Source organism: Pseudomonas sp. NFACC05-1, assembly GCF_900100135.1.
Classification (GTDB): domain Bacteria; phylum Pseudomonadota; class Gammaproteobacteria; order Pseudomonadales; family Pseudomonadaceae; genus Aquipseudomonas; species Aquipseudomonas fluorescens_Q.
Window position 1 is genome coordinate 56395 of sequence record NZ_FMTR01000003.1, and the last position, 22619, is coordinate 79013.

The window sequence follows — 22619 nt, forward strand, 5'->3', positions numbered from 1 at the left end:
AAACGCATGTCGCCGCATTGTTCCACAAAGGTTGTGAAAGCAGCAACGAGCCCGCCTAGCTTATGTGCACTCTTGTGAAAAGTCCGTATTCTGGACGCCTTTCTTCAGATTTTTCAGCGAGTAACTGCAATGCGGCTGGCTTTATTCGACTTGGATAACACATTGCTGGGCGGCGACAGCGACCACGCGTGGGGCGATTACCTGTGCGAGCGCGGTTTCCTGGACGCTGTCACATACAAGGCACGCAACGACGCGTTCTACCAGGATTACCTGGCCGGCAAGCTCGACAACGCCGAGTACCTGAATTTTTGCCTGGAAATCCTCGGTCGTACCGAAATGGACGTGCTGGCCCAATGGCACCTGGACTACATGCGCGACTGCATCGAGCCGATCGTGTTGCCCCAGGCCATCGAATTGCTGGAAAAACACCGTGACGCTGGCGACAAGCTGGTGATCATCACCGCCACCAACCGCTTTGTCACCGGGCCGATTGCCGAGCGCCTGGGCGTCGAAACCCTGATCGCCACCGAGTGCGAGATGATCGACGGGCGCTACAGCGGGCGCAGCACGGATGTCCCGTGCTTTCGCGAGGGCAAGGTGACTCGGCTGAACCGTTGGCTGGAAGAGACCGGGCATTCGCTCGACGGCAGCTATTTCTACAGCGATTCGATGAACGACCTGGCGCTGCTGGAGGTGGTGACGCATCCGGTGGCGGTGGATCCGGATCCGAATCTTCGGGCGGAGGCCCAGAAGCGGGGTTGGCCGATAATCAGTCTGCGTGGCTGAAACAGCTATCGCGAGCAAGCCGGCGCGGTCTAACGCCTCAAACCGGCTTGGCGCCCATCAACCCCGCAATGGCGATAAAGCAGGCAACACTGAACAGCGCCAAGGCAAAGGTAAACTTCCCGCTACCTCCCGGCGTCTTGCGCAATTTGTTCAGTCGCACCACCAACCAGAACCCCGCCAGCGCCGCCACGGTGTAGAGCACGCTGGAAGCCAGCAACCAGGTCTGCCCCAGCGACCAGCCAACCTGATGCACCATCCACCAGCCCGTAAACGGCAGGCTTGCCAATGCCAGGATCATCACCAGCCAGACGAACAGTCGCGGACGTTGCAGCGTGCGTGCCGCCGCCGTGGCATCGCCGTTGCGGCGCGTGCGCCAGACCCAGAGGGCCAGCCCGAGGGCGCCCGCCAACAGCAGAACCGTGGCTACGACGTGGGCGATTTTCAGGAGGGTCAACGTTTCCATGGTTCGATTTCCTTATGACTTGTCCAGCACAGCTTAGACCCCCCTGTGGCGAGGGAGCTTGCTCCCGCTGGGTCGCGAAGCGGCCCCAAAAAAAGCAGTGAGCGCTTCGCACTCAAGCGGGAGCAAGCTCCCTCGCCACAAGGTTCACCCCAAGAACAGCTGATACGCCGGGTTATCGCTTTCATCCCAGTACGGGTAGCCGATTTCTTCCAGGGCGGCCGGCACCAGGTGGCGCTCGTCGTGCGGCACCTGTAGCCCGGCGACCACACGGCCATCCGCCGCGCCATGGTTGCGGTAGTGGAACATCGAGATGTTCCAGCGTCCGCCCAGCTTGTTGAGGAAGTTGAACAGCGCGCCCGGGCGTTCCGGGAATTCGAAGCGCAGCACCACTTCGTCGATGACATGGGCCGCATGCCCGCCGACCATGTGGCGAATGTGCAATTTGGCCAGTTCATTGTCGGTCAGGTCCAGCACCGGGAAGCCTTGTTCGGTCAGGCTGGCGATCAGCGCGCTGCGCGGGTCGTTTTCCGGGTGGGTCTGCACGCCAACGAAGATGTGCGCCTCACTGCCGGTGTTGTAGCGATAGTTGAATTCGGTGATCTGGCGCTTGCCGACGGCTTCACAGAACGCCTTGAAGCTGCCCGGCTGCTCGGGGATGGTCACGGCGATGATCGCTTCGCGGCCCTCGCCCAGTTCGGCGCGTTCGGCAACGTGGCGCAAGCGGTCGAAGTTGACGTTGGCGCCGGAGTCGATGGCCACCAGGGTCTGGCCGCTGATGCCGCGCGACTCGACGTACTTCTTGATCCCGGCCACACCCAACGCGCCGGCAGGTTCGGTGATCGAGCGGGTATCGTCGTAGATATCCTTGATCGCAGCGCAGATCTCGTCGGTGCTGACGGTGATCACTTCGTCCACGTAATGCTTGCAGATGTCGAAGGTGTGCTGGCCGATCTGTGCCACGGCGACGCCGTCGGCGAACAGCCCCACGGTCGGCAGGACCACGCGCTCGCCAGCGGCCATGGCCGCTTGCAGGCAATTGGAGTCGTCCGGCTCGACGCCGATGATCTTGATGTCCGGGCGCAGGTATTTCACGTAGGCCGCGATCCCGGCAATCAGCCCGCCACCGCCCACCGGGACGAAGATCGCATCCAGGCGCCCCGGGTGCTGGCGCAGGATTTCCATCGCCACGGTGCCCTGCCCGGCAATGGTGTGGGGATCGTCATACGGGTGGATGTAGACGTAGCCTTTTTCGTCGACCAGTTTCAGCGAGTAGGCCAGGGCTTCGGGGAACGAGTCACCGTGCAGCACCACCTTGCCGCCACGTGAGCGCACGCCTTCGACCTTGATTTCCGGGGTGGTCTTGGGCATCACGATGGTGGCCTTGACCCCCAGTACCTTGGCCGCCAGGGCCAGGCCCTGGGCATGGTTGCCTGCCGAAGCGGTGACCACGCCGCGTGCGCGCTCTTCGTCGCTGAGCTGGGTCAGCTTGTTGTAGGCCCCGCGAATCTTGAACGAGAACACCGGCTGCAAGTCTTCGCGCTTGAGCAAGATGCTGTTGCCCAGCCGCTCGGAGAGCTGGCGAGCGGACTGCAGCGGGGTTTCTACGGCAACGTCGTAAACGCGCGAGGTGAGGATCTTTTTGACGTACTGTTCAAGCATCGGAAAGCATCACTGAGCGGGTTGGGCAGGGCCAAGGAGTCTAACCCGGCTTTTAGCTGGGCGACCACACGAATCCCAAGGTTTTGTTGGGTTATACTCGCGCCCCTCTTTACTTCCTGCCCGCTTTCGGAGCCCGCATGACCCAGGATCAACTCAAACAGGCCGTGGCCCAGGCCGCCGTCGACCTCATCCTCCCGAAGCTGGATGACAAGAGCATTGTCGGGGTTGGCACCGGCTCTACGGCCAATTGCTTCATCGACGCGCTGGCGCAACACAAGGGTGCGTTCGACGGCGCGGTCGCCAGCTCCGAAGCCACCGCCGCGCGCCTCAAGGGCCACGGGATTCCGGTGTACGAGCTCAACACCGTGAGCGACCTGGAGTTCTATATCGACGGCGCCGATGAAAGCGACGCGCACCTGAACCTGATCAAGGGCGGCGGCGCGGCCCTGACTCGCGAGAAGATCGTCGCGGCCGTGGCCAAGACCTTCATCTGCATTGCCGACGCCAGCAAGCTGGTGCCGGTGCTGGGCGCGTTCCCGTTGCCCGTGGAAGTCATCCCGATGGCCCGCAGTTATGTGGCCCGCGAACTGGTGAAACTGGGTGGTGACCCGGTGTATCGCGAAGGCGTGCTGACCGATAACGGCAACATCATCCTCGACGTACACAACCTGCAGATCACTAACCCGGTGGAACTGGAAAGCCAGATCAACGCCATCGTGGGCGTGGTCACCAACGGTTTGTTCGCTGCGCGTCCTGCTGATGTGCTGCTGCTGGGGACCCCTGAAGGGGTGAAGACCCTCAAGGCTTGATCCGCTGTTGTGACTGTGGCGAGGGAGCTTGCTCCCGCTGGGTTGCGTAGCAGCCCCCTCTCAAGCCCACCCAATCAACCTGATCCACAGCGTTGCCGGGTTTTAGGGCCGCTGCGCGGCCCAGCGGGAGCAAGCTCCCTCGCCACGGGAATTGGGCACGGCGCGGGTCAAGGGAATGCCTCGAATCAGTGTCAGTTTCAAGCGCAAATCGGTTGGTCGACCGGGATGCTTTTGTGGCGAGGGAGCTTGCTCCCGCTGGGGCGCGAAGCGGCCCCAAAAAAGCGGTGAGCGCTTCGCACTCAAGCGGGAGCAAGCTCCCTCGCCACAATGATTCAGGTCGGTCTTGAGTGATCGGGTGGGCTTGCCGCGGGATCTTTTCCTATCTGTTCAATCAGGCTGCGGCTTCTTGAACACATAGAACAGATTCGGCTCGCTCACCAGATACAGGTTGCCATCGTCGTCCATGGCGAGGCCCTCGGCCTGGGGCACGGTTTTTTGCAAGCCGTGGCGGCCCTTGCTCAACGACAGCGTGCTCAGCGGCCGGCCGTCAATATCCAATTCGATAATCAGCCGCGACTCCTCGGACAGCGCCAGTAAGTGGCCGCTGCGTTCGTCGTATTGCAGGCTTGAGAGGTCGCGTACGAACAGCCCGGCATCGCGCTTGGGGTTGTTGATCACATGGACGGCATAGGATTTTTCCGGATTGTGATGGGGAAACCCATGCACTTCATAAATCAGCATCGGGTCGCGTTCCTTCGCCACGAACAGGCGTTTGCCTACCGAATCGTAGGCCAGCCCTTCGAACCCCTTGTTGCCGCTCATGTGCACGCCCAGGGTTATCTGTTCGGCTTCGGCGGCGTCGATGAATTGGGTGTCCTCTTCCAGGTGAATCTTGATCAGGCGCTGCTGACGCTCGTCGGTGATGACGTAGATGTCTTCGCTGATGAACTCCACCGCCTCCGGATCGCCAAAGCCGATCAGGGCGATGCGCCGCAAAATCTTGCCGTCCAGCGATAACTCGACCAGCTCGGCATTTTTATTGGTGACGGTGAACAGGCTCTTGCGGATCGGATCGAACGTCAGCGCTGAAACGTCATCGTCCAGGCCGTCGATCGCCTGCGCCTCGAGCGTGACTCGGTATTGGTCCAGGGCGATGGCCTGTTCGCTGGGGGTTCGCCAGAGGGTGTTGAGGTTGAACCAGGCGCGTTCGAACAGGCGCAGATGCTGGCCGGCGGCGATCAGGAAGATCAGCGCCAGCGTCAGCAGTATCAGGATCAAGGGTTTGGGGCGGGCGAGTCGACGCATGTTGGGGTGGGCTCGGATAAGAACAGGTGCCTGGAAATACCACGGTTGCCTGAACTGAAGCTTAATGGCTGTGTGCCACACCCTACAACAATGGAGGATTTATCCTACAGAGTTGGTGCTGTCAGCGCTGTTTTTCGAAACGATAGAACAGATTCGGTTCGCTGACCATGTACAGATTGCCGGCCTCATCGACGGTGATGCCTTCGGCACGAGGGATTGTGTCTTTCAGGCCGTTGAAGCCGCCCAGCAAGGTCATGAAGCTGACCTGCTCGCCTTTTTCGTCCAGTTCCAGCAGCAGATGGGAGTCGGCCGAAAGCACCAGCATGTGACCGGTGCGCGGATCGATCGCCAGTGCCGAGAGGTTGCGCAGGTCCAGTTCATTGCTGACATGGATTTGCTTGTTGCCCTTGAGCAATTGGCTACCATCGCTTTTCCAGGTGAACAGCGCCGGCGGGCGTTCCTCTCCGAGTACCAGTTGCTGGTTGCGCGGGTCCCAGGCGATCGCTTCGAACCCTTTGTTCTTGTTCTTGGATGGGCCTAGATCGTAGTGGGGGAAATCGGCGTTGTTCAATTCGCGGGTGTCGGCACCAACGTGGACGATGGTCAACGTGTGACTTCGTTCGTCGGTGATAGCCAGCAGGCCGTCTTCCATATAAGTCACGCCCTCGGGGTTGCTCCAGCCCACCAACGGCATCTTGCGCAGCACATCGCCTTGCAGGGTCAGCTCCACCAGGAACGGGTTCTTGCCCATGACGGCGAACAGTGTCTTGGTCTGCGGGTTGTAGGTCACATCGGACGCCTCGTCCTTCTCCAAGCCGGGTAGCGGCTTGGCGTCGATCACGGCATGGTAGTCCGGCAACCAGATGCTCGCCTGGCGCTCGGCTGGGCTCTGGAAGTGTTCCGATAGCCAAAGCAGGCCGCGGTCGTCCCAATGCATCGCAAACGCCAGGCCATAGGCTGCGGCCACTGCCAGCAGCGACCAGGCATACCAGGGCAGGGCGAAGCGGGAGCGGCGGGCGGGTTTGGCGGCAAACAGTGCTTGGGTTTTGGCCATCGGGGAATGCGTTCCAGAAAATTCGGCTAGGGGAGTGGCTGGCTCAGATGCCGCATTCCCCGGAATTATCCGGATGGCATGTGAAAAAAACGGTAAAACCTTGGGCTCGGGAAAGCTGGATGCCTGTGGGAGCGGGCTTGCTCGCGAAGGGGCCATCAGGTGCAACATCTTTATGCCGACCGTTATACCGCCTTCGCGAGCAAGCCAGCTCCCACATGATCTCTAGCGGTCACAAAACCGAGTTAGCGAACGCTGCTTTCGAAGCGGCTCGCTCCCGGCAACTCCAGTACCAGTTCATCGCCTGCATTCAGCGGCCCGACGCCTGCCGGGGTGCCGGTGAGGATCACGTCGCCGGCCTGCAACGAGAAGCAGCCGGCCATGTATTGGATCATCGGCACAATGGGATTGAGCATCAGGCTGCTATTACCGTCCTGGCGCACTTCACCGTTGATGGTCAGGCGAACGGGGATGTCGGTCAGGTCGGCAAAGGTGCCGTTCGACACGAACGGTGCGAGCACCGCCGCGCCGTCGAAGGACTTGGCCACTTCCCACGGCAGGCCCTTGGCCTTGAGCTCGGCCTGCTTGTCCCGCAGGGTCAGGTCCAGGGCCGGGGCGAAGCCGGAGATCGCGTCCAGTACTTCTTCAGCGCTGGGCTTGGTGGACAGCGGCTTGCCGATCAGCACGGCGATTTCCGCCTCGTAGTGCACCGAGCCACGGTCGGCAGGAATGCTGAAACCACCTTCCAGCGGCACCACGCAACTGCCTGGCTTGATGAACAGCAAGGGTTCGGTGGGTACCGGGTTATCCAGTTCCTTTGCATGTTCGGCGTAGTTGCGGCCAATGCACACCACTTTCCCTACCGGAAAATGAATACGTGTACCGTCGACATACTGGTGCTGATAGCTCATTACCGGCTCCTGCTTCTGGGATTCATCAGGTGTTTTTAGGCGTCAAATCGCGAAAATCTTGCCCGGGTTCATGATGCCGTTCGGGTCGAATACCGCCTTCACCGCTTTCATGTACTCGATTTCCACAGGTGAACGACTATAGGTCAGGTAGTCGCGCTTGGTCATGCCCACGCCGTGTTCGGCGGAAATCGAGCCGTTGTACTTCTCGACGGTCTCAAAGACCCATTTGTTCACGGTCGCGCACTTGGCGAAGAACTCATCCTTGCTCAGGTTTTCCGGCTTGAGGATGTTCAGGTGCAGGTTGCCGTCGCCGATGTGGCCAAACCAGACGATTTCGAAGTCCGGGTAGTGTTCGCCGACGATCGCGTCGATTTCCCGCAAGAAACCCGGAACCTTGGAGACGGTCACCGAGATGTCGTTCTTGTACGGCGTCCAGTGGGAGATGGTTTCGGAAATGTATTCGCGCAGCTTCCACAGGTTCTGCAGTTGGGTTTCGCTCTGGCTCATCACGCCGTCCAGCACCCAGCCTTGCTCCACGCAATGCTCGAAGGTTTCCAGGGCGTGATTGGCGACTTCTTCAGTGGTGGCTTCGAATTCCAGCAGGGCGTAGAACGGGCACTCGGTTTCGAACGGTGCTGGCACGTCGCCGCGAGCGAGGACCTTGGCCAGGGCCTTGTCGGAGAAAAATTCGAAGGCGGTCAGGTCCAGCTTGCCCTGGAAGGCGTGCAGCACCGGCATGATCGAATCGAAGTCCGGCGTGCCGAGCACCATGGAGGTGAGGTTTTTCGGCGCACGGTCCAGGCGCATGGTGGCCTCGACCACGAAGCCCAGGGTGCCTTCGGCGCCGATGAACAGCTGCCGCAAGTCATAGCCGGTGGCGTTCTTGATCAGGTCCTTGTTCAGCTCCAGCAGGTCACCCTTGCCGGTGACGACCTTCATGCCCGCCACCCAGTTGCGGGTCATGCCGTAGCGAATGACCTTGATCCCGCCGGCATTGGTGCCGATGTTGCCGCCAATCTGGCTGGAACCGGCGGAAGCGAAGTCTACCGGATAGTACAGGCCATGTTCTTCGGCCTTGTTCTGCAGTTGTTCGGTGACCACGCCAGGCTGGCAGACCGCGGTGCGGTCGGTGAGGTTCACGTCGAGCACCTGGTTCATGTAGTCGAATGACACGACCACTTCGCCGTTGGCCGCCACGGCGGCGGCGGAAAGCCCGGTACGCCCGCCCGACGGCACCAGCGCGACCTTGTGTTCATTGGCCCAGCGCACGATGGCCTGGACCTGCTCGGTGGTCTTGGGAAAGACGATGGCCGTGGGCGCCGGGGCGAAATGCTTGGTCCAATCCTTGCCGTAAGCGTTCAGGGAGTCGGCATCGGTCAGGACCTTGCCAGGCTCAACCAGGGTCTTCAGCTCATCTATCAGGGCAGGATTGGTCATCGACAGAACTCTCGAACAATTCATGGTCATCCTGAGAACGCTTCACGTCGCAGGAATGAGTGTTTAGCGGGGTGCATATGCTAGCATACCGACCCCGCAGCGTAGTGCCCAACGGCTGTTCTGCGGCGACGGCTGTCACGCCGGTCGGGCCAGCATGCGCTGTCCGATTCCCTGCCATTTTTCTCCGGGACACAGGTTTACGCAGATGAGCAAGACTTCTCTCGATAAGAGCAAGATCAAGTTCCTTCTTCTCGAAGGCGTCCACCAATCGGCTGTCGACGTCCTCAAGTCGGCGGGCTACACCAGCATCGAGTACATCACCAGTTCTCTGCCGGAAGCCCAGCTCAAGGAAAAGATCGCCGATGCTCACTTCATCGGCATTCGCTCCCGTACTCAATTGACCGAAGAGATCTTCGACCACGCCAAGAAACTGGTGGCGGTCGGCTGCTTCTGCATCGGCACCAACCAGGTTGACCTCAATGCGGCGCGCGAGCGCGGCATCGCGGTGTTCAACGCGCCGTACTCCAACACCCGTTCCGTTGCCGAACTGGTGTTGGCCGAAGCGATCCTGCTGCTGCGCGGCATCCCTGAGAAGAACGCTTCCTGCCACCGTGGCGGCTGGATCAAGAGTGCGGCCAACTCCTTCGAAATCCGCGGCAAGAAGCTGGGTATCGTCGGTTACGGCTCGATCGGCACCCAGTTGTCGGTACTGGCTGAAGGCCTTGGCATGCAGGTGTTCTTCTACGACACCGTGACCAAACTGCCCTTGGGCAACGCCACCCAGGTCAACAACCTGCACGAGTTGCTGGGCATGTCCGACATCGTGACCCTGCACGTGCCGGAAACCGCTGCCACCCAGTGGATGATCGGCGAGAAGGAAATCCGTGCCATCAAGAAGGGCGGGATCCTGATCAACGCCGCGCGTGGCACCGTGGTCAAGCTCGATGCCCTGGCCGACGCGATCAAGGACAAGCACCTGATCGGCGCCGCCATCGACGTGTTCCCGGTGGAGCCGCGCTCCAACGACGACATCTTCGAAAGCCCGCTGCGTGGCCTGGACAACGTGATCCTGACCCCGCACATCGGCGGTTCCACCGCTGAAGCCCAGGCCAACATCGGTCTGGAAGTGGCGGAAAAACTGGTCAAGTACAGCGACAACGGTACGTCGGTATCGTCCGTGAACTTCCCGGAAGTGGCTCTGCCGGCACACCCTGGCAAGCATCGCCTGTTGCACATCCACGAGAACATCCCGGGTGTGATGAGCGAGATCAACAAGGTCTTCGCCGAAAACGGCATCAACATTTCCGGTCAGTTCCTGCAGACCAACGAGAAAGTCGGCTACGTCGTGATCGACGTCGACGCCGAATACTCGGACCTGGCGCAAGAGAAGCTGCAGCACATCAACGGCACCATTCGTTGCCGGGTGTTGTTCTAAGAAGGTTGGACGGCAAGTTGAGGTTTGGCTTGCAATAAAGAACGGGAGCTTCGTAAGGGGCTCCCGTTTTTTTGCCTGCGTTACTTCACGGTGACGGTGATCTTCTTGGACACGATCGTCGGATGGAACGGCATATGGCCGCTGTCACCCAATATCAGCTGCAAGGTATGTTTGCCCGGGGCCAGCTTGATGGTGGCTTCGGTCTGCGCTTTGCCGAAGTGCATGTGGTTGGCGTCGGTCGGAATCGGTGCGCCTTCGGCGGGCAGTTTGTCGACATCGATCAGCAGATGATGATGCCCGGTGTTTTTGGTCACATCACCCGCCGGAGCCAGGGCGATGTCCTTGACGCCGAACTTGACCTTGAATTCCTGGGCAACGGTGGCGCCGTCTTGCGGGGAAACGATGAATACCTCTGCGCCTTTGGGAGCGGGGGTTGCGGCAGTCGCCAGCATCGAAGTACTCAGCAACAGGCCGGCCAACGCGGCACGAGACATAAAGCTTTTCATTTTTTTCTCCAATTTTTCCATGAAATCCGCCTGGCCATGACAACTTCATGACCAATCGTTGTCGAAGCCTGCAACAACCATAGCAAAGCGAGCCTGAAACGAGCGTCGCTTGTATAAATACAAAGGAGTGACCATGCGCTTTCTGCCTGGCCTGATCTGCCTGCTACCCCTTTTGAGTCCCCTGGCTCATGCCGAACTGATCGATGACATCAATGACCGTGGCGAACTGCGCATTGCCCTTGAGGCCAACGCCGCGCCCTTCAACTTCAAGGAAGACGGCAAACTCACTGGTTTCGAAGTGGAGCTGGGCGAAATGCTTGCCAGTGAGCTCGATGTACGCCCCGACTTCGTGGTCACTGATGCCGGGGACCTGATGAGCGGGGTGGAGAGCGGCAAGTACGACGTCGCCATCAACCACATAGCAATGACCCCGGAACTGGTGGAACGTTTCGACACCAGCGCCGTTTACAGTCAGCCGGATGCACAATTGCTGGCGAGCAAGGAGCAGACGCCACGCCCGCTGGTCATGGCGCAGTCGTTCCAGCCCGAAAAAAAGAGCGACCCGGCGCCGAGCCTGGTGATTCCGTTCCAGAAGGGCAACCCGGCGTTCAAGGCCAGCCTGGACAACGCCCTGACACGTATCAAGGAGGATGGAAGGCTGGAGCGGTTGTCGCAGAAGTGGTTGGAAAAACAGCCAGCGGAAAACAATTGAGGCTTGGATTCAACGCGACACTTTGTGGCGAGGGAGCTTGCTCCCGCTGGGCTGAAGCAGCCCCAATCGGGATAACGCAAAACTCCAGGCAGACCGTGTCAGCCGGTTTTACGACGGCTGCGCCGCCGAGCGGGAGCAAGCTCCCTCGCCACTGGGTTCTTGTTTGGACCGGGGGACATGGTTACCGCTCACCCTGTCCAAACAGGCCTGTCCTCAAGACTTGCGCCAGACACTTGCCAACCAAGGCTGTTGCTCGCGCGGCAGCCCAGCCGGTCGGTAGTAATGCTCCAGTTCCACGAAGCCTGCGTCGCCGAGCAGCGTGCGCCAGGCCGCGAGGTCGTGATAAGCGCCGAAGCGCTGGCCGTTCCAGCCCTCCTGGTTTTCGCCCCGTGGGTTGGAGCTGAACAGCACGCCGCCGGGCTTGAGCGTGGCATGCAGTTGTTTCAGCACCCGAGGCAGTTCCTGGACCGGGATATGAAACAGCACGGCGTTGGCAAAGATCCCGTCGAAGCGTTCAGCCGGCAGGTCGAGTTTCAAAAAGTCCTGTTGCCACACTTCGCACCCGCTGTCCTGGCGCGCCATCCGGGCAAATTCCGCTGAGCCATCGAGGCCCACCGCCACATGGCCCATGGCGGTGAACGTGCGCAGGTCTCGTCCGGGGCCGCAGCCGAAGTCCAGGATGTGCAACGGTGCCTGGGCCTGAATATGCCGCAGCAACGCGTCGATATTCTGGCTGACGTCGTGATCACGGGTGCCTTCGCGAAAGCTGTCGGCGACCGCGTTGTAATGGCCCAGGGTCGTGGCGGTGATGGTTTGCAGGTCGTCGGGGGTGTGTTTCATGGTCGCTGGCTTGGAGTGGGGGAGCGTGAGCCGACTATACCGCAAGATCATTGATCGCTCAGGTCAGCGCTTGTTCAAGCCCCGCGCCAACCGATCCCCACCGAGTTGAATCAACGCCACCAATGCCACCAGCAACACGATCACCGTGAGCATGATCTGGCTGTCGAAACGCTGGTAACCATACCGGTAGGCGATGTCCCCCAGGCCGCCAGCGCCGATTGCCCCGGCCATCGCCGAGGAGTTGATCATGGTCACCAGTGTGATGGTAAAACCGCCGACGATGCCCGGCCGTGCTTCGGGCAGCAGCACATGCCAGACAATGTGCCAGCGTCGGCACCCCATGGCCTGGGCCGCTTCGATCAGGCCATGGTCGACCTCCCGCAAACTGACTTCGGCGATGCGGGCGAAGAACGGGGTGGCGGCGATGGTCAGGGGAACCACCGCCGCCCAGACGCCGTAGGTGGTGCCGACGATCAGCCGCGTGAACGGAATCAGCGCCACCATCAGGATCAGGAACGGTATCGAGCGGAACAGGTTCACGAACGCGCCCAGGACGCGGTTCAGGGCGGGCGCTTCATAGATCCCACCCTTGTCACTGGTGACCAGAATCACCGCCAGCGGAATGCCCGCCAGCAAAGCGATCAATGACGACACGCCGACCATCAGGAAGGTGTCGATGAAGCCCTGCAATAACCGATCAAACCACATAGCCCAGCACCTCCACCTGTTGCGCCCAATTGCCTGCACGTTGGCGCAGCTCTTCGGCGCTCCATGACGAGCCACTCACCGCCAGCAGTAATTGTCCCAGCCCGTGGCCTTGGATCCGTTCGATGCCGCCGTGCAGTAGCCGAACCCGACCATCCAGGGCGTTGAACAAGGCCGCGAGGTCCGGTTCGTCCCGCCCGATGCCGGTGAATTGCAGGCGCAGCACGGTAGCGGCATCCGCCGATGCTGGCAGGGCCTGCAAGCGGCTTTGCAGTTCTTCAGGTATGGCGTGTTGCAGGGGGGCCAGCAGTGTTCGACTGACGTCGTGTTGCGGGTTACCGAACACTTCCCAGACCGGACCCTGCTCGACAATCCGACCTTGCTCGAGGACCACCACGCGGTCACACACCTCGCGAATCACCGCCATTTCATGGGTGATCAACACGATGGTCAGGCCCAGTCGCTGATTGATCTCACGCAGCAAACCGAGGATCGATTGAGTGGTTTCCGGGTCCAGGGCCGAGGTAGCCTCGTCGCAGAGCAGGATCTGCGGATCATGGACCAGCGCCCGGGCGATCCCGACGCGCTGCTTCTGTCCGCCCGAGAGTTGCGCCGGGTAGGCCTTGTGCTTGCCCTGCAAACCCACCAGCTCCAACAGCTCACGAACTTTCTGCTGGCGCTCCTCCTTGGGCACGCCGGCGACTTTCAGCGGCAGCTCGACGTTCTGCCACACGGTCTTGGCCGACATCAGGTTGAAGTGCTGGAAGATCATGCCGATGCGCCGACGCAGTTCCACCAGGCGGTCTTCATCGAACTCGCCGATGTCTATCTGATCGATCAACACCCGGCCACTGGTGGGTTGTTCGAGGCGGTTGATGGTGCGGATCAGCGACGATTTGCCAGCGCCGCTGCGGCCGATGATGCCGAACACTTCGCCGCGCTGGATCGCCAGGTCGATGCCTTGCAGCGCCGCCACCGGACCCTGGGCGCCGTTGTAGGTCTTGCCCAGGCCGATGAAGCGCACGTGGGCGCGGTTGAGCTCTGGATGCAGTTCGGTGTGTTTGGCGCTTCTGGGTGTGGGGGCTTCTTGTCGAAGTCGAGCATTGACGGCGTTCATGTCAGCTTTCCCAGCCGGGTTGATAGAGCTTGCCGTGGGCCTTGTCCAGGGCGGCGCGCACGGCTGGCGAATGTTGGTAGATGTCGACGAACTTGATCAGCCGTGGATCGTTCTTGCTCTTGGGCTGGATCACGAACTGAATCACGTATTCCTTGTGATCGAGGCCGTCGAACAGCAAGGCAGAGCTGGCATCGAAGGTCTTGGCCAGGCGGATGTAGGCCGGGTAGCCCTGTACCAGGTCGGCGTCTTCATAGGCGCGCACCAGTTGCACGGCTTCGACCTGCAGGATCTTGACTTTCTTCGGGTTGGCGACGATATCGTCTTCTGTGGCCTTGTAGCCGACGCCCGGCTTGAGGCTGATCAGCCCGGCCTTGGCCAACAGTTGCAGGCCGCGACCGCTGTTGATCGGGTCGTTGGCAATGGCGACGCTGGCGCCTTCCGGGAGTTCGTCGAAGCTTTTGTATTTTTTCGAATAGAGGCCGACGTTGTTGATGATCCCCGGTGCAAAGGGCACCAGATCGAACCCGGCGGCGGCCTTGGCGTTTTCCAGGAACGGGATGTGCTGGAAGTAATTCACGTCGATGTCGCCGGAGGCCAGGCTGACGTTGGGCGCTATCCAGTCGCTGAACTCCACCAGTTCGACCTTCAGGCCTTGCTTGCTGGCCTCTTCCACGGCGGCCTCCAGGGGAATGGCGAACGCGGCGGTGGTGCCGATTTTCAACGGTGCGTCGGCGGCAAACAGTGCCGAGCTGAACAGGCCGAGGGCCAGGGCCAGTGCTTTGACTGGCAGGGTCAGGAGTTGCTGGGTCATGTCAGTTGTTCCAGTCATTAATGGATGAGTCTCAGGCTTTTGTGGCGAGGGAGCTTGCTCCCGCTGGGCTACGAAGTAGCCCCAACGCCTTTTTGGGCGGGCTTCGCCCACCAGCGGGAGCAAGCTCCCTCGCCACAGGGTCAGTGTCGGTAGTCCCAGGGTCAGTGTCGGTAGGTTGAGCCGGTGTGTTGTTCAGGTAGATGAGCCCCCGCGCGAAACAGCTTTTCCCGCAGGGTGCCGTTGTCGTATTCGGTCTTGTACGCGCCGCGCCGTTGCAGTTCGGGAATCACCAGGTCGATGAAGTCCACGTAGCTTTGCGGCGTGACGATGCGGGTCAGGTTGAAACCATCGAGGCCGGTTTCGCCGATCCAGGATTCCAGCTCGTCGGCCACCTGTTCGGGCGAGCCGACCACCGTGATGTAGCGACCGCCCAAGGCGTGTTGTTCGAGCAATTTGCGCCGGGTCCAGTCGTTGTTCTGCAAGGTCTTGGTGGCGGACTGGATGGCGTTGCTCTTGACGTACTGGATCGGTTCGTCCAGTTCGTACTGGGAAAAATCGATGCCCGTTGACGCGGAAAAATGCGCCACGCCGGCCTCGGCGCTGGCATAGCTCAGGTACTCGGCATGCTTGGCCCAGGCAGCCGCTTCGGTCTCGCCGACGATCACGTTCAGGCCCATGAACACCTTGATGTCCCCGGGGTTGCGCCCCGTCTCTACGGCGCTGGCGCGGACCTTGTCCACCTGGGCCTTGGTCGCCGGTTTGTTCTGGCCGCTGATGAACACGCACTCGGCATGCCGTCCGGCGAACAGCAGGCCGCGCTCGGAACTGCCGGCCTGGAACAGCACCGGCGTGCGCTGGGGCGAGGGTTCGCACAGGTGATAACCCTCGACCTGATAGAACTCGCCCTGATGCCGGACCTTGTGCACTTTCTCCGGCTGCGCATAGATCCGCCGCTGGCGATCGTTGAGTACCGCGTCGTTTTCCCAGCTGCCTTCCCAGAGTTTGTAGAGCACTTGCAGGTACTCGTCGGCCTGGTCGTAGCGGCGATCATGCTCGACCTGCGCGGTCAGGCCCATGGCCTTGGCGGCGCTGTCCAAGTAGCCGGTGACGATGTTCCAGCCGACCCGGCCGCGGCTCAGGTGGTCGAGGGTGCTCATGCGGCGGGCGAACAGGTAGGGCGGTTCGTAGGTGAGGTTGGCGGTGAGGCCGAAGCCGAGGTTCTTCGTGACGGCGGCCATTGCCGAGACCAGCAGCAACGGGTCGTTGACCGGCAGTTGGATCGACTCCTTGAGCGTGACGTCCACCGACTGTTGATACACGTCATAGACCCCGACGATGTCGGCGATGAACAGCCCGTCGAACAACCCGCGTTCGAGCAATTGCGCCAGGGCGGTCCAGTATTCGATCGTGTTGAACTGGGTCGACGTGTCCTGGGGATGGGTCCAGAGGCCGTGATTGATGTGCCCGATGCAGTTCATGTTGAACGCGTTGAGCAGGATTTTTTTCTTGCCGGGAGCCATCAGATAGTCCCCCGCAGCGGCGGTTTTTCATCGTTGAGGTAGAAGTTGCCCACGGCGTGGTATTTCCAGCGCACCGGGTCATGCAGGGTGTGCACTCGCGCGTTGCGCCAGTGACGGTCGAGGCCATGTTCGGCCAGGGTCGCCTGGCTGCCGGCCAATTCGAACAGCGTGCTGCTGGCGGCCAGGGATATTTCGGTGCTGACGGCACGGGCTTCGGCCACGGCAATCGAGGCGGCGGCGACCGTGTCGGCCCGGGTGTCGGCCTGGGCCCGGTCGAGGAATTCACCGGCACGTTCCAACAGGGCTTCGGCGGCATGCAGGCGGATGCTCAGTTGGCCGAAACTCTTGAGGGTGTGCGGGTCTTCGGTGGCGACGTCGCTGGTGGCGTCGATCCAGGGGCGGGTTTTATTGCGGACAAAATGCAGGGCGTCTTCGTAGGCGGCGCGGGCGATGCCGGTGTCGATAGCGGCGTGAAGGATCTGCGCCAGCGGCCCTACCGGTGTGGGACGTTCGAAGGCGCTCTGGAAGGGCACGATGTCGGTGGCGGCGACATAAACGTCTTCGAACACCACCGAACCGCTGCCCGTGGTGCGCTGGCCAAAACCGCTCCAGTCGTCGATCACCGTCAGGCCTTGGCTGCTGCGAGGCACGAACGCCAGTTGTTGCACACCGTTTTCGTCCACCACTGACGTGGGGATGCGCTGGGCGTAGATCGCGCCCGTGGCGTAGAACTTGCGACCGTTGATGCGATAGCCCTCGCCGTCGCGGCGCAGTTGGGTGATGCGATCATGGGCAGTCTTGGTGCCAAGTTCGGCCAGGGCGTTACCAAAGCGCTGGCCGGCGAGCACTTCGGCGTAGAGGCGTTGTTTTTGCGCTTCAGTGCCATTTACCCGTAGCACTTCCAGGGCATAGAAATGATTTTGCGGAATCTGCCCCAGCGAGCTGTCGGCCTGGGAAATCAGCGCAATGACTTTGGCCAGGGTGACGTTGGACACACCGGCACCGCCATAGGCCGTGGGCACGCTGATACCCCACAGGCCCGAGCGGGAGAAAGCCTCCAGTTCCGGGTACGGCAAACGGCGCTCGCGGTCGCGCAGGGCGCTGTCGCGCTTGAAGTCATCGGCCAGGTCGCTGGCCACGATCAGGGCTTGTTCATCGCTGGTGATCACCGCGACGTGTTGAGAAAGCGTCATGTGCTGCTCCAGAGGTCGGGTCGTCAGATCCAGGAATGGCGGGCCGGCAAGGTGCCGTTCAGGTGGTAGGCGCCTACCGCGTGATACTTCCAGCGCACCGGGTCGTGCAGGGTGTGGACCCGTGCGTTGCGCCAGTGGCGATCGAGGTTGAATTCGGCGAGGGTGGCGCGGCTGCCGGCCAGTTCGAAGAGTTTTTCGCTGGCGTGCAGGGCGATTTCGGTGGTGAGCACTTTGGCCTCGGCCACGGCAATCGAGGCGCGGGCGGCAGATTGCGCCGTGATGGGGGCGGCACTGACCTGGTCCAGCACCTGTCCGGCCTTGCGCAGCAAGGCTTCGGCGGCGTGCAGTTCGATTTTCAGTTTGCCAATGTCGGCGATCACGTAGAGGTCGTCACTGGCTCGGTCGACCTTGGCGTCGATCCAGGGCCGGGCCCGTTCACGCACAAAAGCGATGGCATCATCGATGGCGCCACGGGCGATACCCGCATCGATGGCGGCCTGGATCAGTTGGGAAATCGCACCTTGCACGCCGGGTGTTTCGTTGATGCGCCAGTTATCCAGGACCAACTCGGTATCCACCCGCACATTGTTCAGCAGCACGGTGCCGCTGGCGGTGGTGCGCTGGCCGAATCCTGACCAGTCGTCGACGATCCGCAGGCCCGGGGTGCCGCGCCGCACGAATGCCAGCACCTGGCGGCCCTCGTCATTCAACGCCTTGACCGCGACCCAATGGGCAAACAGCGCGCCGGTGGAATAGAACTTCTGACCATTGATGACAAACCCGTCACCGTCAGTGGTGATCCGAGCCTTGAGCTCAAGGGTATTGCGAGTACCGCGCTCCGGCCCGGCGTTGCCGATGCGCCAACCTTCGAGCACGCTCTGCAAGAGGATTTTTTTCTGCCGTTCGGTGCCGGTGCCGAGAATCAGCTGGAGCACGCCGAACTGGTTCTGCGGGATCTGCCCAAGGGCCGGGTCAGCGGCGGAAATGATCGCGAACACGTCGGCCAGGGTGACGAACGAAACCTGCGGACCGCCGTATGCCCGGGGAATGGCAATGCTGCCCAATCCGCTGCGGGTGAATTGCTCGATTTCTGCCCAGGGCAGCTTGCGTTGCTGGTCACGACGCGCGGCCTGCTGACGGGCGACCTGCGCCAGTTCATGGGCGGCTTTGATGGCCTCGGCATCGTTGCGCAACACCTGTGCGGGCAACAACAGTGGTGCGATGTCCAGGTCGCTCTGGACTTTTGCTTGCGCCAGATCCGACATTACAGCCACTCCGTGGCTGCAGGCAGTGCCTTGGCGTATTGCACTGGGGTGATTGTGTTCCGTTCCATACCCACCTCACATCTTTTCGGAAAACGCCGCGATAAATGCGGCGAGTCAAAATCAAGAATGTCCGGTGGTCCGGTATATATACCCTAAGCGTGTATAAATTATTTTTGAACTAACTTTTAGGAATATGTATAGGTTGGATTCAATTGGAAGGAGTCCTCTGTGGCGAGGGAGCTTGCTCCCGCTGGGTTGCGCAGCAACCCTTCTTTTACCCAAGCGGGAGCAAGCTCCCTCGCCACCAAAAGCGCTCTGTATCAAGGCGCTCGATGTCGCGGTTCGGCGGCCATGAGGGCCTCTTTCGAGGGCTTCTTCAGATAGGGATTGGCGCAACCGATCTTCAGCGTTCGCGGCGGTGCCCAGAGGGAATTGTTGCCTACGCGATCAATGATGCAGTAGGTCACTTCCAGGCGCAGGTCTTCGCCTGCCTCCAGGATGATCTGCGGCGGGACCCAGATATTGATTGGCTGGTCGACCTCGCTGGCGGCGACGGCAGGCAGGTCCATGCGCACATCGCCCCAGCGCAGGGTCACGGCATCGCCGGCGGCCATGTTCAGGTAGGGTTCGATGGTCAGTGGTACGCCGCGCTTGATCTGGTTGGGGTTCACCCCTTGGCGTCGGATAGTACCGGGAATGCGCACGGGCGCCAGGCCCTGGTTTTCATCGCCGCTCAGGGCCGACGGCTGCCCGCCGGGGCAATCGAGTTTCGCGTGTACCCGCTGCCTGGCAGATAGCGCCGGCCCACGCCCGACCTGCATCACCCGATAGTGAATGCGCGAGGTGCCATCGACGATGAAACTCTCCGGGACTCGCAGGGTGACGCTGTCTTGCACATCGGCCTGCGACAGCAAGCGCGAGCCGACGTAGCAGTTGTCCCAGAACAGTTCGATCAGGTCACCTGCGTCCATGCCAGGGTAGGGCGCAATGGCAACCTCCAGGTGAGCGGCGTTGGCGATATTGATGCCGGTAGGGTGGGCGTTGGCCAGGGTGGGGGCGGCCAGTTCAGGACTCTTCGACTTACATGTCATGGTGTTCTCCTTGATGCTTGAAAACTAAGTCCGTTTCGGGAAGATCAACGGCGATGACTAATCGCGACATATTTTATGTGTGCAGCCATATAGGCCAGGCTGCGCCTAATCACTGTGCAGAAAATAAATAATGTGCATCGCTTGTTGGTCACTAGATAAAGGCTCCATAGTTTCAGTGTCAATAGAGGCACTTGCTTAATAATTCATTATGAAAGGCTTCAGAAATATCCTACGCCCCCATGTTAATAATGCGCGGCATCACAAGCCCTTTTCCGAGGCTCGCAGGTTTCTGGAAAATGCTCGAAAGAGCGTTTTGAGACTAAAAAGGAGGAGTGCTTGGGCTGAGCGTAAGTGTTACGAGAGGTAGATCCATGCCGTGCATAAAACGGTCGAGGATGTTGAGTAGGGCGCAAGTTGCAAGTTGTTTCTTTATGGCAAAGTTATGGCGCTAGTATCTTGAAGAGTGTTGCAACTGCCTCACTTCCATCCCTGGAAGTGATGACACTGCCGATAACTTACTGAGCGCCGTGACCGGCGGAGAGGAACTTGCTGAGGAACTGTCGCGTGCGTTCTTCCTTGGGAGCTGCAAACAAGGCCTTGGCTTCGCCTTGTTCGACGATCACGCCTTTGTCGAAAAACACCACGCGGTTGGCCACGTCCCGGGCGAAGCCCATTTCGTGGGTCACGATGACCATGGTGCGTTTTTCTTCGGCCAAGTCGCGAATGGTTGCCAGCACCTCGCCCACCAGTTCCGGATCCAGGGCCGAGGTCGGCTCATCGAACAGGATCACCGCCGGCTCCATCGCCAACGCCCGGGCAATCGCCACGCGCTGTTGCTGGCCGCCGGAAAGGCGCCGTGGGTAGGCGTCCTCCTTGCCGGCCAGCCCGACCTTGGCCAACAGCTTGCGCCCCAGGGCTTCGGCTTCGGTGCGAGGAATTTTCTTCACCACCTGCGGGCCTTCAGTGACATTTTCCAATGCGGTGCGATGGGGAAACAGGTTGAAGTTCTGGAACACGAAGCCCACCTGCTGGCGCAAACGGCGCACCAGGCCCTGTTGCTGGTTCAGCGGTCGACTGCCATCGATTTCGATGTCGCCGACCTTGATCCGGCCACTGGTAGGTTCTTCGAGGAAGTTCAGGCAGCGCAGGAAGGTGGTCTTGCCCGAGCCGCTGGGGCCGATGATCGCAACCACTTCGCCTTCTTCGATCTTCAAGTCGATGCCGTTGAGCACCACCTGACCCTTGAACTGCTTTGTCAGTTTTTCCACGACAATCATGGGTCAGGACTCCTGGTCATGCCGATTGACCCGTGCTTCCAGGACGTTCTGCAGGTGCGAGAGCACGGTAGCAAGAACCCAATAGATCAGCGCGGCGGCAAGGTACATGGTGAAGATTTCGAAGGTTCGCGCGGTGATCAGCTGCGCCTGGCGGAACAGCTCCGGCACCTGGATGGTCGCCGCCAGCGCGGTGTCCTTGACCAGGGAAATGAAGCTGTTGCCCAACGGTGGCAGCGCCGTGCGTGCGGCTTGCGGCAGGATGGCCCGGCGCAGGGTCTGGGCGCGGGTCATGCCGATACTCGCCGCCGCTTCCCACTGGCCGCGCTCGATGGAACTGATAGCGGCCCGCAGGATTTCACACGCATAGGCAGCCATGTTCAGCGAGAAACCGATCAGGGCCGCGGGCAGCGGATCCAGCTCGATGCCCAGTTGCGGCAACCCGTAATAGATCACGAACAACTGCACCAGCAACGGCGTACCGCGAAAGAACGACACGTAGATGCGGGCGATCCAGTTCACCAGCTTGAAGCGCGACAGGCGCATCAGCGCCAGGCCGAACCCCAGCAGCAAGCCGAAAAACATACCGCCCAGGCTGAGGAAGACCGTGTAATACGCGCCCTTGAGCAGGAAGGGCGCGGAGTCCAGTGCGAGTTGAAGAGCTGCTTCCATTATTGGGTAACGTCAGCGCTGAAGTATTTTTCCGAAAGTTTTTTCAACGTACCGTCGGCGCGAAGTTTTTCGATGGCCTTGTTCACGGCTGCCAACAGCTCAGGCTCGCCTTTGCGCAGGGCAATACCGGACTCCTGGCGAGAAAAGGCTTCGCTGGTGACGGTGGTGTCCTTGGCTTTCTTGGCGTATTCCAGTGCGGCCAGGCGGTCGATCAGGATGGTGTCGATACGACCGACGCGCAGGTCCTGGAACTTGGTGGGGTCGTCATCGTAGGTTTTGACTTGGGCGCCCGGTACTTCTGCCTTGACCCACTGTTCGTAGTTGGTGCCCAGGCCCACGCCGACTTTTTTACCGTCCAGGTCGGCGGCCTTCTTGATGTTCAGCTCGTCGGCTTTCTTGGTCAGTACCAGCGCTTGAATCCCGGAAACGGTGTACGGCTCGGAGAAATCGTATTTTTTCTTACGTTCCTCGGAGATGGTCACCTGGTTGACCACTGCGTCCAGACGCTTGGATTCCAGGGCCGCGAGAATGCCGGCCCATGGGGTCGTCTGCAGCTTGACCTTCACACCCAGTTCCTTGGCCAGGGCTTCGGAGAACTCCACTTCGAAGCCGGTCAGTTTGCCGCTGTCATCAACGAAACTGAACGGTGGATAAGTGCCTTCCAGGCCGATCTTGATTTCGCCGGCATCCTTGATTTTCTGCAGCTGCTCACCGGCAACCGCTTGCCCCAGCAGCCCGGCGCTCAATGCCAAGCCCAGCGAACCCACCAACAGGTTGCGACGTAATGCGGAAAAATTCATGACAAGCCCCTGTGTTTTCTTATGAAGAGGTTATTTGGCTGAGATAAGGCGTAGCCGCGATCCGAAAAGATTGCCACATCCTGCCTTAAAGCGGTTTGGGCGTCTCGCGGCAAATGCGCCTGCGGCGAGACTATAGGATGGCTTTTATAGATTGGAAAATAATATTAAATCAACTCTATATGCCTGTTTTGAATTTTTCCCCGTGGGAGCGAGCTTGCTCGCGATAGCAGTGGATCAGCCCAATTCCAATCAACTGA

Annotated in this window: 22 protein-coding genes; 4 read left to right on the forward strand and 18 right to left on the reverse strand. The window is 60.6% G+C overall.

Annotation, left to right across the window (positions count from 1 at the left end):
* The first annotated feature begins 129 nt into the window (after positions 1 to 129).
* Complete coding sequence (locus BLO97_RS06535) at positions 130 to 786, forward strand: histidinol-phosphatase (protein ID WP_092345379.1); 657 nt, start codon at positions 130 to 132, stop codon at positions 784 to 786.
* A 37-nt stretch (positions 787 to 823) separates the two neighbouring features.
* Here the strand turns inward: BLO97_RS06535 and BLO97_RS06540 are convergent, their stop codons facing one another.
* Positions 824 to 1249: a DUF2269 family protein gene (locus BLO97_RS06540; protein WP_092146597.1), complete on the reverse strand. Its 426-nt coding sequence runs from the start codon at positions 1247 to 1249 to the stop codon at positions 824 to 826.
* A 144-nt stretch (positions 1250 to 1393) separates the two neighbouring features.
* The gene (ilvA, locus tag BLO97_RS06545) at positions 1394 to 2908 is read right to left on the reverse strand and encodes a threonine ammonia-lyase, biosynthetic (protein WP_063323445.1); all 1515 of its coding nucleotides are present in this window, start codon (positions 2906 to 2908) and stop codon (positions 1394 to 1396) included.
* A gap of 137 nt (positions 2909 to 3045) precedes the next feature.
* Between ilvA and rpiA the strand changes: the two genes are divergently transcribed.
* Positions 3046 to 3717 (forward strand): ribose-5-phosphate isomerase RpiA, encoded by a 672-nt coding sequence (rpiA, locus tag BLO97_RS06550; protein ID WP_092345381.1) that lies wholly within the window; start codon positions 3046 to 3048, stop codon positions 3715 to 3717.
* A 387-nt stretch (positions 3718 to 4104) separates the two neighbouring features.
* Here the strand turns inward: rpiA and BLO97_RS06555 are convergent, their stop codons facing one another.
* The 4 genes from BLO97_RS06555 to BLO97_RS06570 all read right to left on the reverse strand — a co-directional run bounded on the left by BLO97_RS06555 (position 4105) and on the right by BLO97_RS06570 (position 8421).
* On the reverse strand, positions 4105 to 5022 hold the full coding sequence (locus BLO97_RS06555; protein ID WP_092146595.1) for an SdiA-regulated domain-containing protein: 918 nt from the start codon (positions 5020 to 5022) through the stop codon (positions 4105 to 4107).
* 121 nt (positions 5023 to 5143) lie between these two features.
* Complete coding sequence (locus tag BLO97_RS06560; RefSeq protein WP_092146593.1) at positions 5144 to 6076, reverse strand: SdiA-regulated domain-containing protein; 933 nt, start codon at positions 6074 to 6076, stop codon at positions 5144 to 5146.
* A gap of 242 nt (positions 6077 to 6318) precedes the next feature.
* Positions 6319 to 6984: a fumarylacetoacetate hydrolase family protein gene (locus BLO97_RS06565; RefSeq protein ID WP_063323441.1), complete on the reverse strand. Its 666-nt coding sequence runs from the start codon at positions 6982 to 6984 to the stop codon at positions 6319 to 6321.
* A gap of 42 nt (positions 6985 to 7026) precedes the next feature.
* Positions 7027 to 8421: an FAD-binding oxidoreductase gene (locus BLO97_RS06570; protein ID WP_092345383.1), complete on the reverse strand. Its 1395-nt coding sequence runs from the start codon at positions 8419 to 8421 to the stop codon at positions 7027 to 7029.
* Positions 8422 to 8626: 205 nt separating this feature from the next.
* Here BLO97_RS06570 and serA point away from each other — a divergent pair, with 205 nt between their 5' ends.
* Positions 8627 to 9856, forward strand: a complete 1230-nt coding sequence (serA, locus tag BLO97_RS06580) for a phosphoglycerate dehydrogenase (protein WP_003186856.1) — start codon at positions 8627 to 8629, stop codon at positions 9854 to 9856.
* An 80-nt stretch (positions 9857 to 9936) separates the two neighbouring features.
* Here serA and BLO97_RS06585 read toward each other — a convergent pair whose 3' ends face one another.
* Positions 9937 to 10362 (reverse strand): DUF4399 domain-containing protein, encoded by a 426-nt coding sequence (locus BLO97_RS06585; protein ID WP_092146644.1) that lies wholly within the window; start codon positions 10360 to 10362, stop codon positions 9937 to 9939.
* A 133-nt stretch (positions 10363 to 10495) separates the two neighbouring features.
* Between BLO97_RS06585 and BLO97_RS06590 the strand changes: the two genes are divergently transcribed.
* Positions 10496 to 11074, forward strand: coding sequence for a transporter substrate-binding domain-containing protein (locus BLO97_RS06590; protein ID WP_092146591.1), 579 nt, complete (start codon positions 10496 to 10498; stop codon positions 11072 to 11074).
* Between the two features lie 213 nt (positions 11075 to 11287).
* Here the strand turns inward: BLO97_RS06590 and BLO97_RS06595 are convergent, their stop codons facing one another.
* The 11 genes from BLO97_RS06595 to tcyJ form a co-directional block, all read right to left on the reverse strand.
* Positions 11288 to 11914, reverse strand: coding sequence for a class I SAM-dependent methyltransferase (locus tag BLO97_RS06595; RefSeq protein ID WP_063323438.1), 627 nt, complete (start codon positions 11912 to 11914; stop codon positions 11288 to 11290).
* Between the two features lie 63 nt (positions 11915 to 11977).
* Positions 11978 to 12622, reverse strand: coding sequence for a methionine ABC transporter permease (locus tag BLO97_RS06600; protein WP_092146587.1), 645 nt, complete (start codon positions 12620 to 12622; stop codon positions 11978 to 11980).
* The gene (locus BLO97_RS06605) at positions 12612 to 13736 is read right to left on the reverse strand and encodes a methionine ABC transporter ATP-binding protein (protein WP_092222222.1); all 1125 of its coding nucleotides are present in this window, start codon (positions 13734 to 13736) and stop codon (positions 12612 to 12614) included. Before BLO97_RS06605 ends, BLO97_RS06600 begins: the two co-directional genes overlap by 11 nt.
* Before the next feature lies 1 nt (position 13737).
* Complete coding sequence (locus BLO97_RS06610; protein ID WP_092345387.1) at positions 13738 to 14547, reverse strand: MetQ/NlpA family ABC transporter substrate-binding protein; 810 nt, start codon at positions 14545 to 14547, stop codon at positions 13738 to 13740.
* Positions 14548 to 14708: 161 nt separating this feature from the next.
* Entirely contained in the window at positions 14709 to 16067 is a 1359-nt protein-coding gene (locus BLO97_RS06615; RefSeq protein ID WP_092345389.1) for an LLM class flavin-dependent oxidoreductase, read from the reverse strand.
* On the reverse strand, positions 16067 to 17260 hold the full coding sequence (locus tag BLO97_RS06620; RefSeq protein ID WP_092146582.1) for an SfnB family sulfur acquisition oxidoreductase: 1194 nt from the start codon (positions 17258 to 17260) through the stop codon (positions 16067 to 16069). Before BLO97_RS06620 ends, BLO97_RS06615 begins: the two co-directional genes overlap by 1 nt.
* Before the next feature lie 23 nt (positions 17261 to 17283).
* The gene (locus BLO97_RS06625) at positions 17284 to 18525 is read right to left on the reverse strand and encodes an SfnB family sulfur acquisition oxidoreductase (protein WP_092345391.1); all 1242 of its coding nucleotides are present in this window, start codon (positions 18523 to 18525) and stop codon (positions 17284 to 17286) included.
* Positions 18526 to 18845: 320 nt separating this feature from the next.
* Positions 18846 to 19616, reverse strand: coding sequence for a hypothetical protein (locus tag BLO97_RS06630; protein WP_092345393.1), 771 nt, complete (start codon positions 19614 to 19616; stop codon positions 18846 to 18848).
* 515 nt (positions 19617 to 20131) lie between these two features.
* Entirely contained in the window at positions 20132 to 20893 is a 762-nt protein-coding gene (gene tcyN / locus BLO97_RS06635; RefSeq protein ID WP_092345395.1) for an L-cystine ABC transporter ATP-binding protein TcyN, read from the reverse strand.
* Between the two features lie 3 nt (positions 20894 to 20896).
* The gene (gene tcyL / locus BLO97_RS06640) at positions 20897 to 21562 is read right to left on the reverse strand and encodes a cystine ABC transporter permease (RefSeq protein ID WP_063323430.1); all 666 of its coding nucleotides are present in this window, start codon (positions 21560 to 21562) and stop codon (positions 20897 to 20899) included.
* Positions 21562 to 22362, reverse strand: a complete 801-nt coding sequence (tcyJ, locus tag BLO97_RS06645) for a cystine ABC transporter substrate-binding protein (RefSeq protein WP_003196665.1) — start codon at positions 22360 to 22362, stop codon at positions 21562 to 21564. The genes tcyL and tcyJ overlap by 1 nt, the downstream gene beginning before the upstream one ends.
* Positions 22363 to 22619 lie beyond the last annotated feature (257 nt).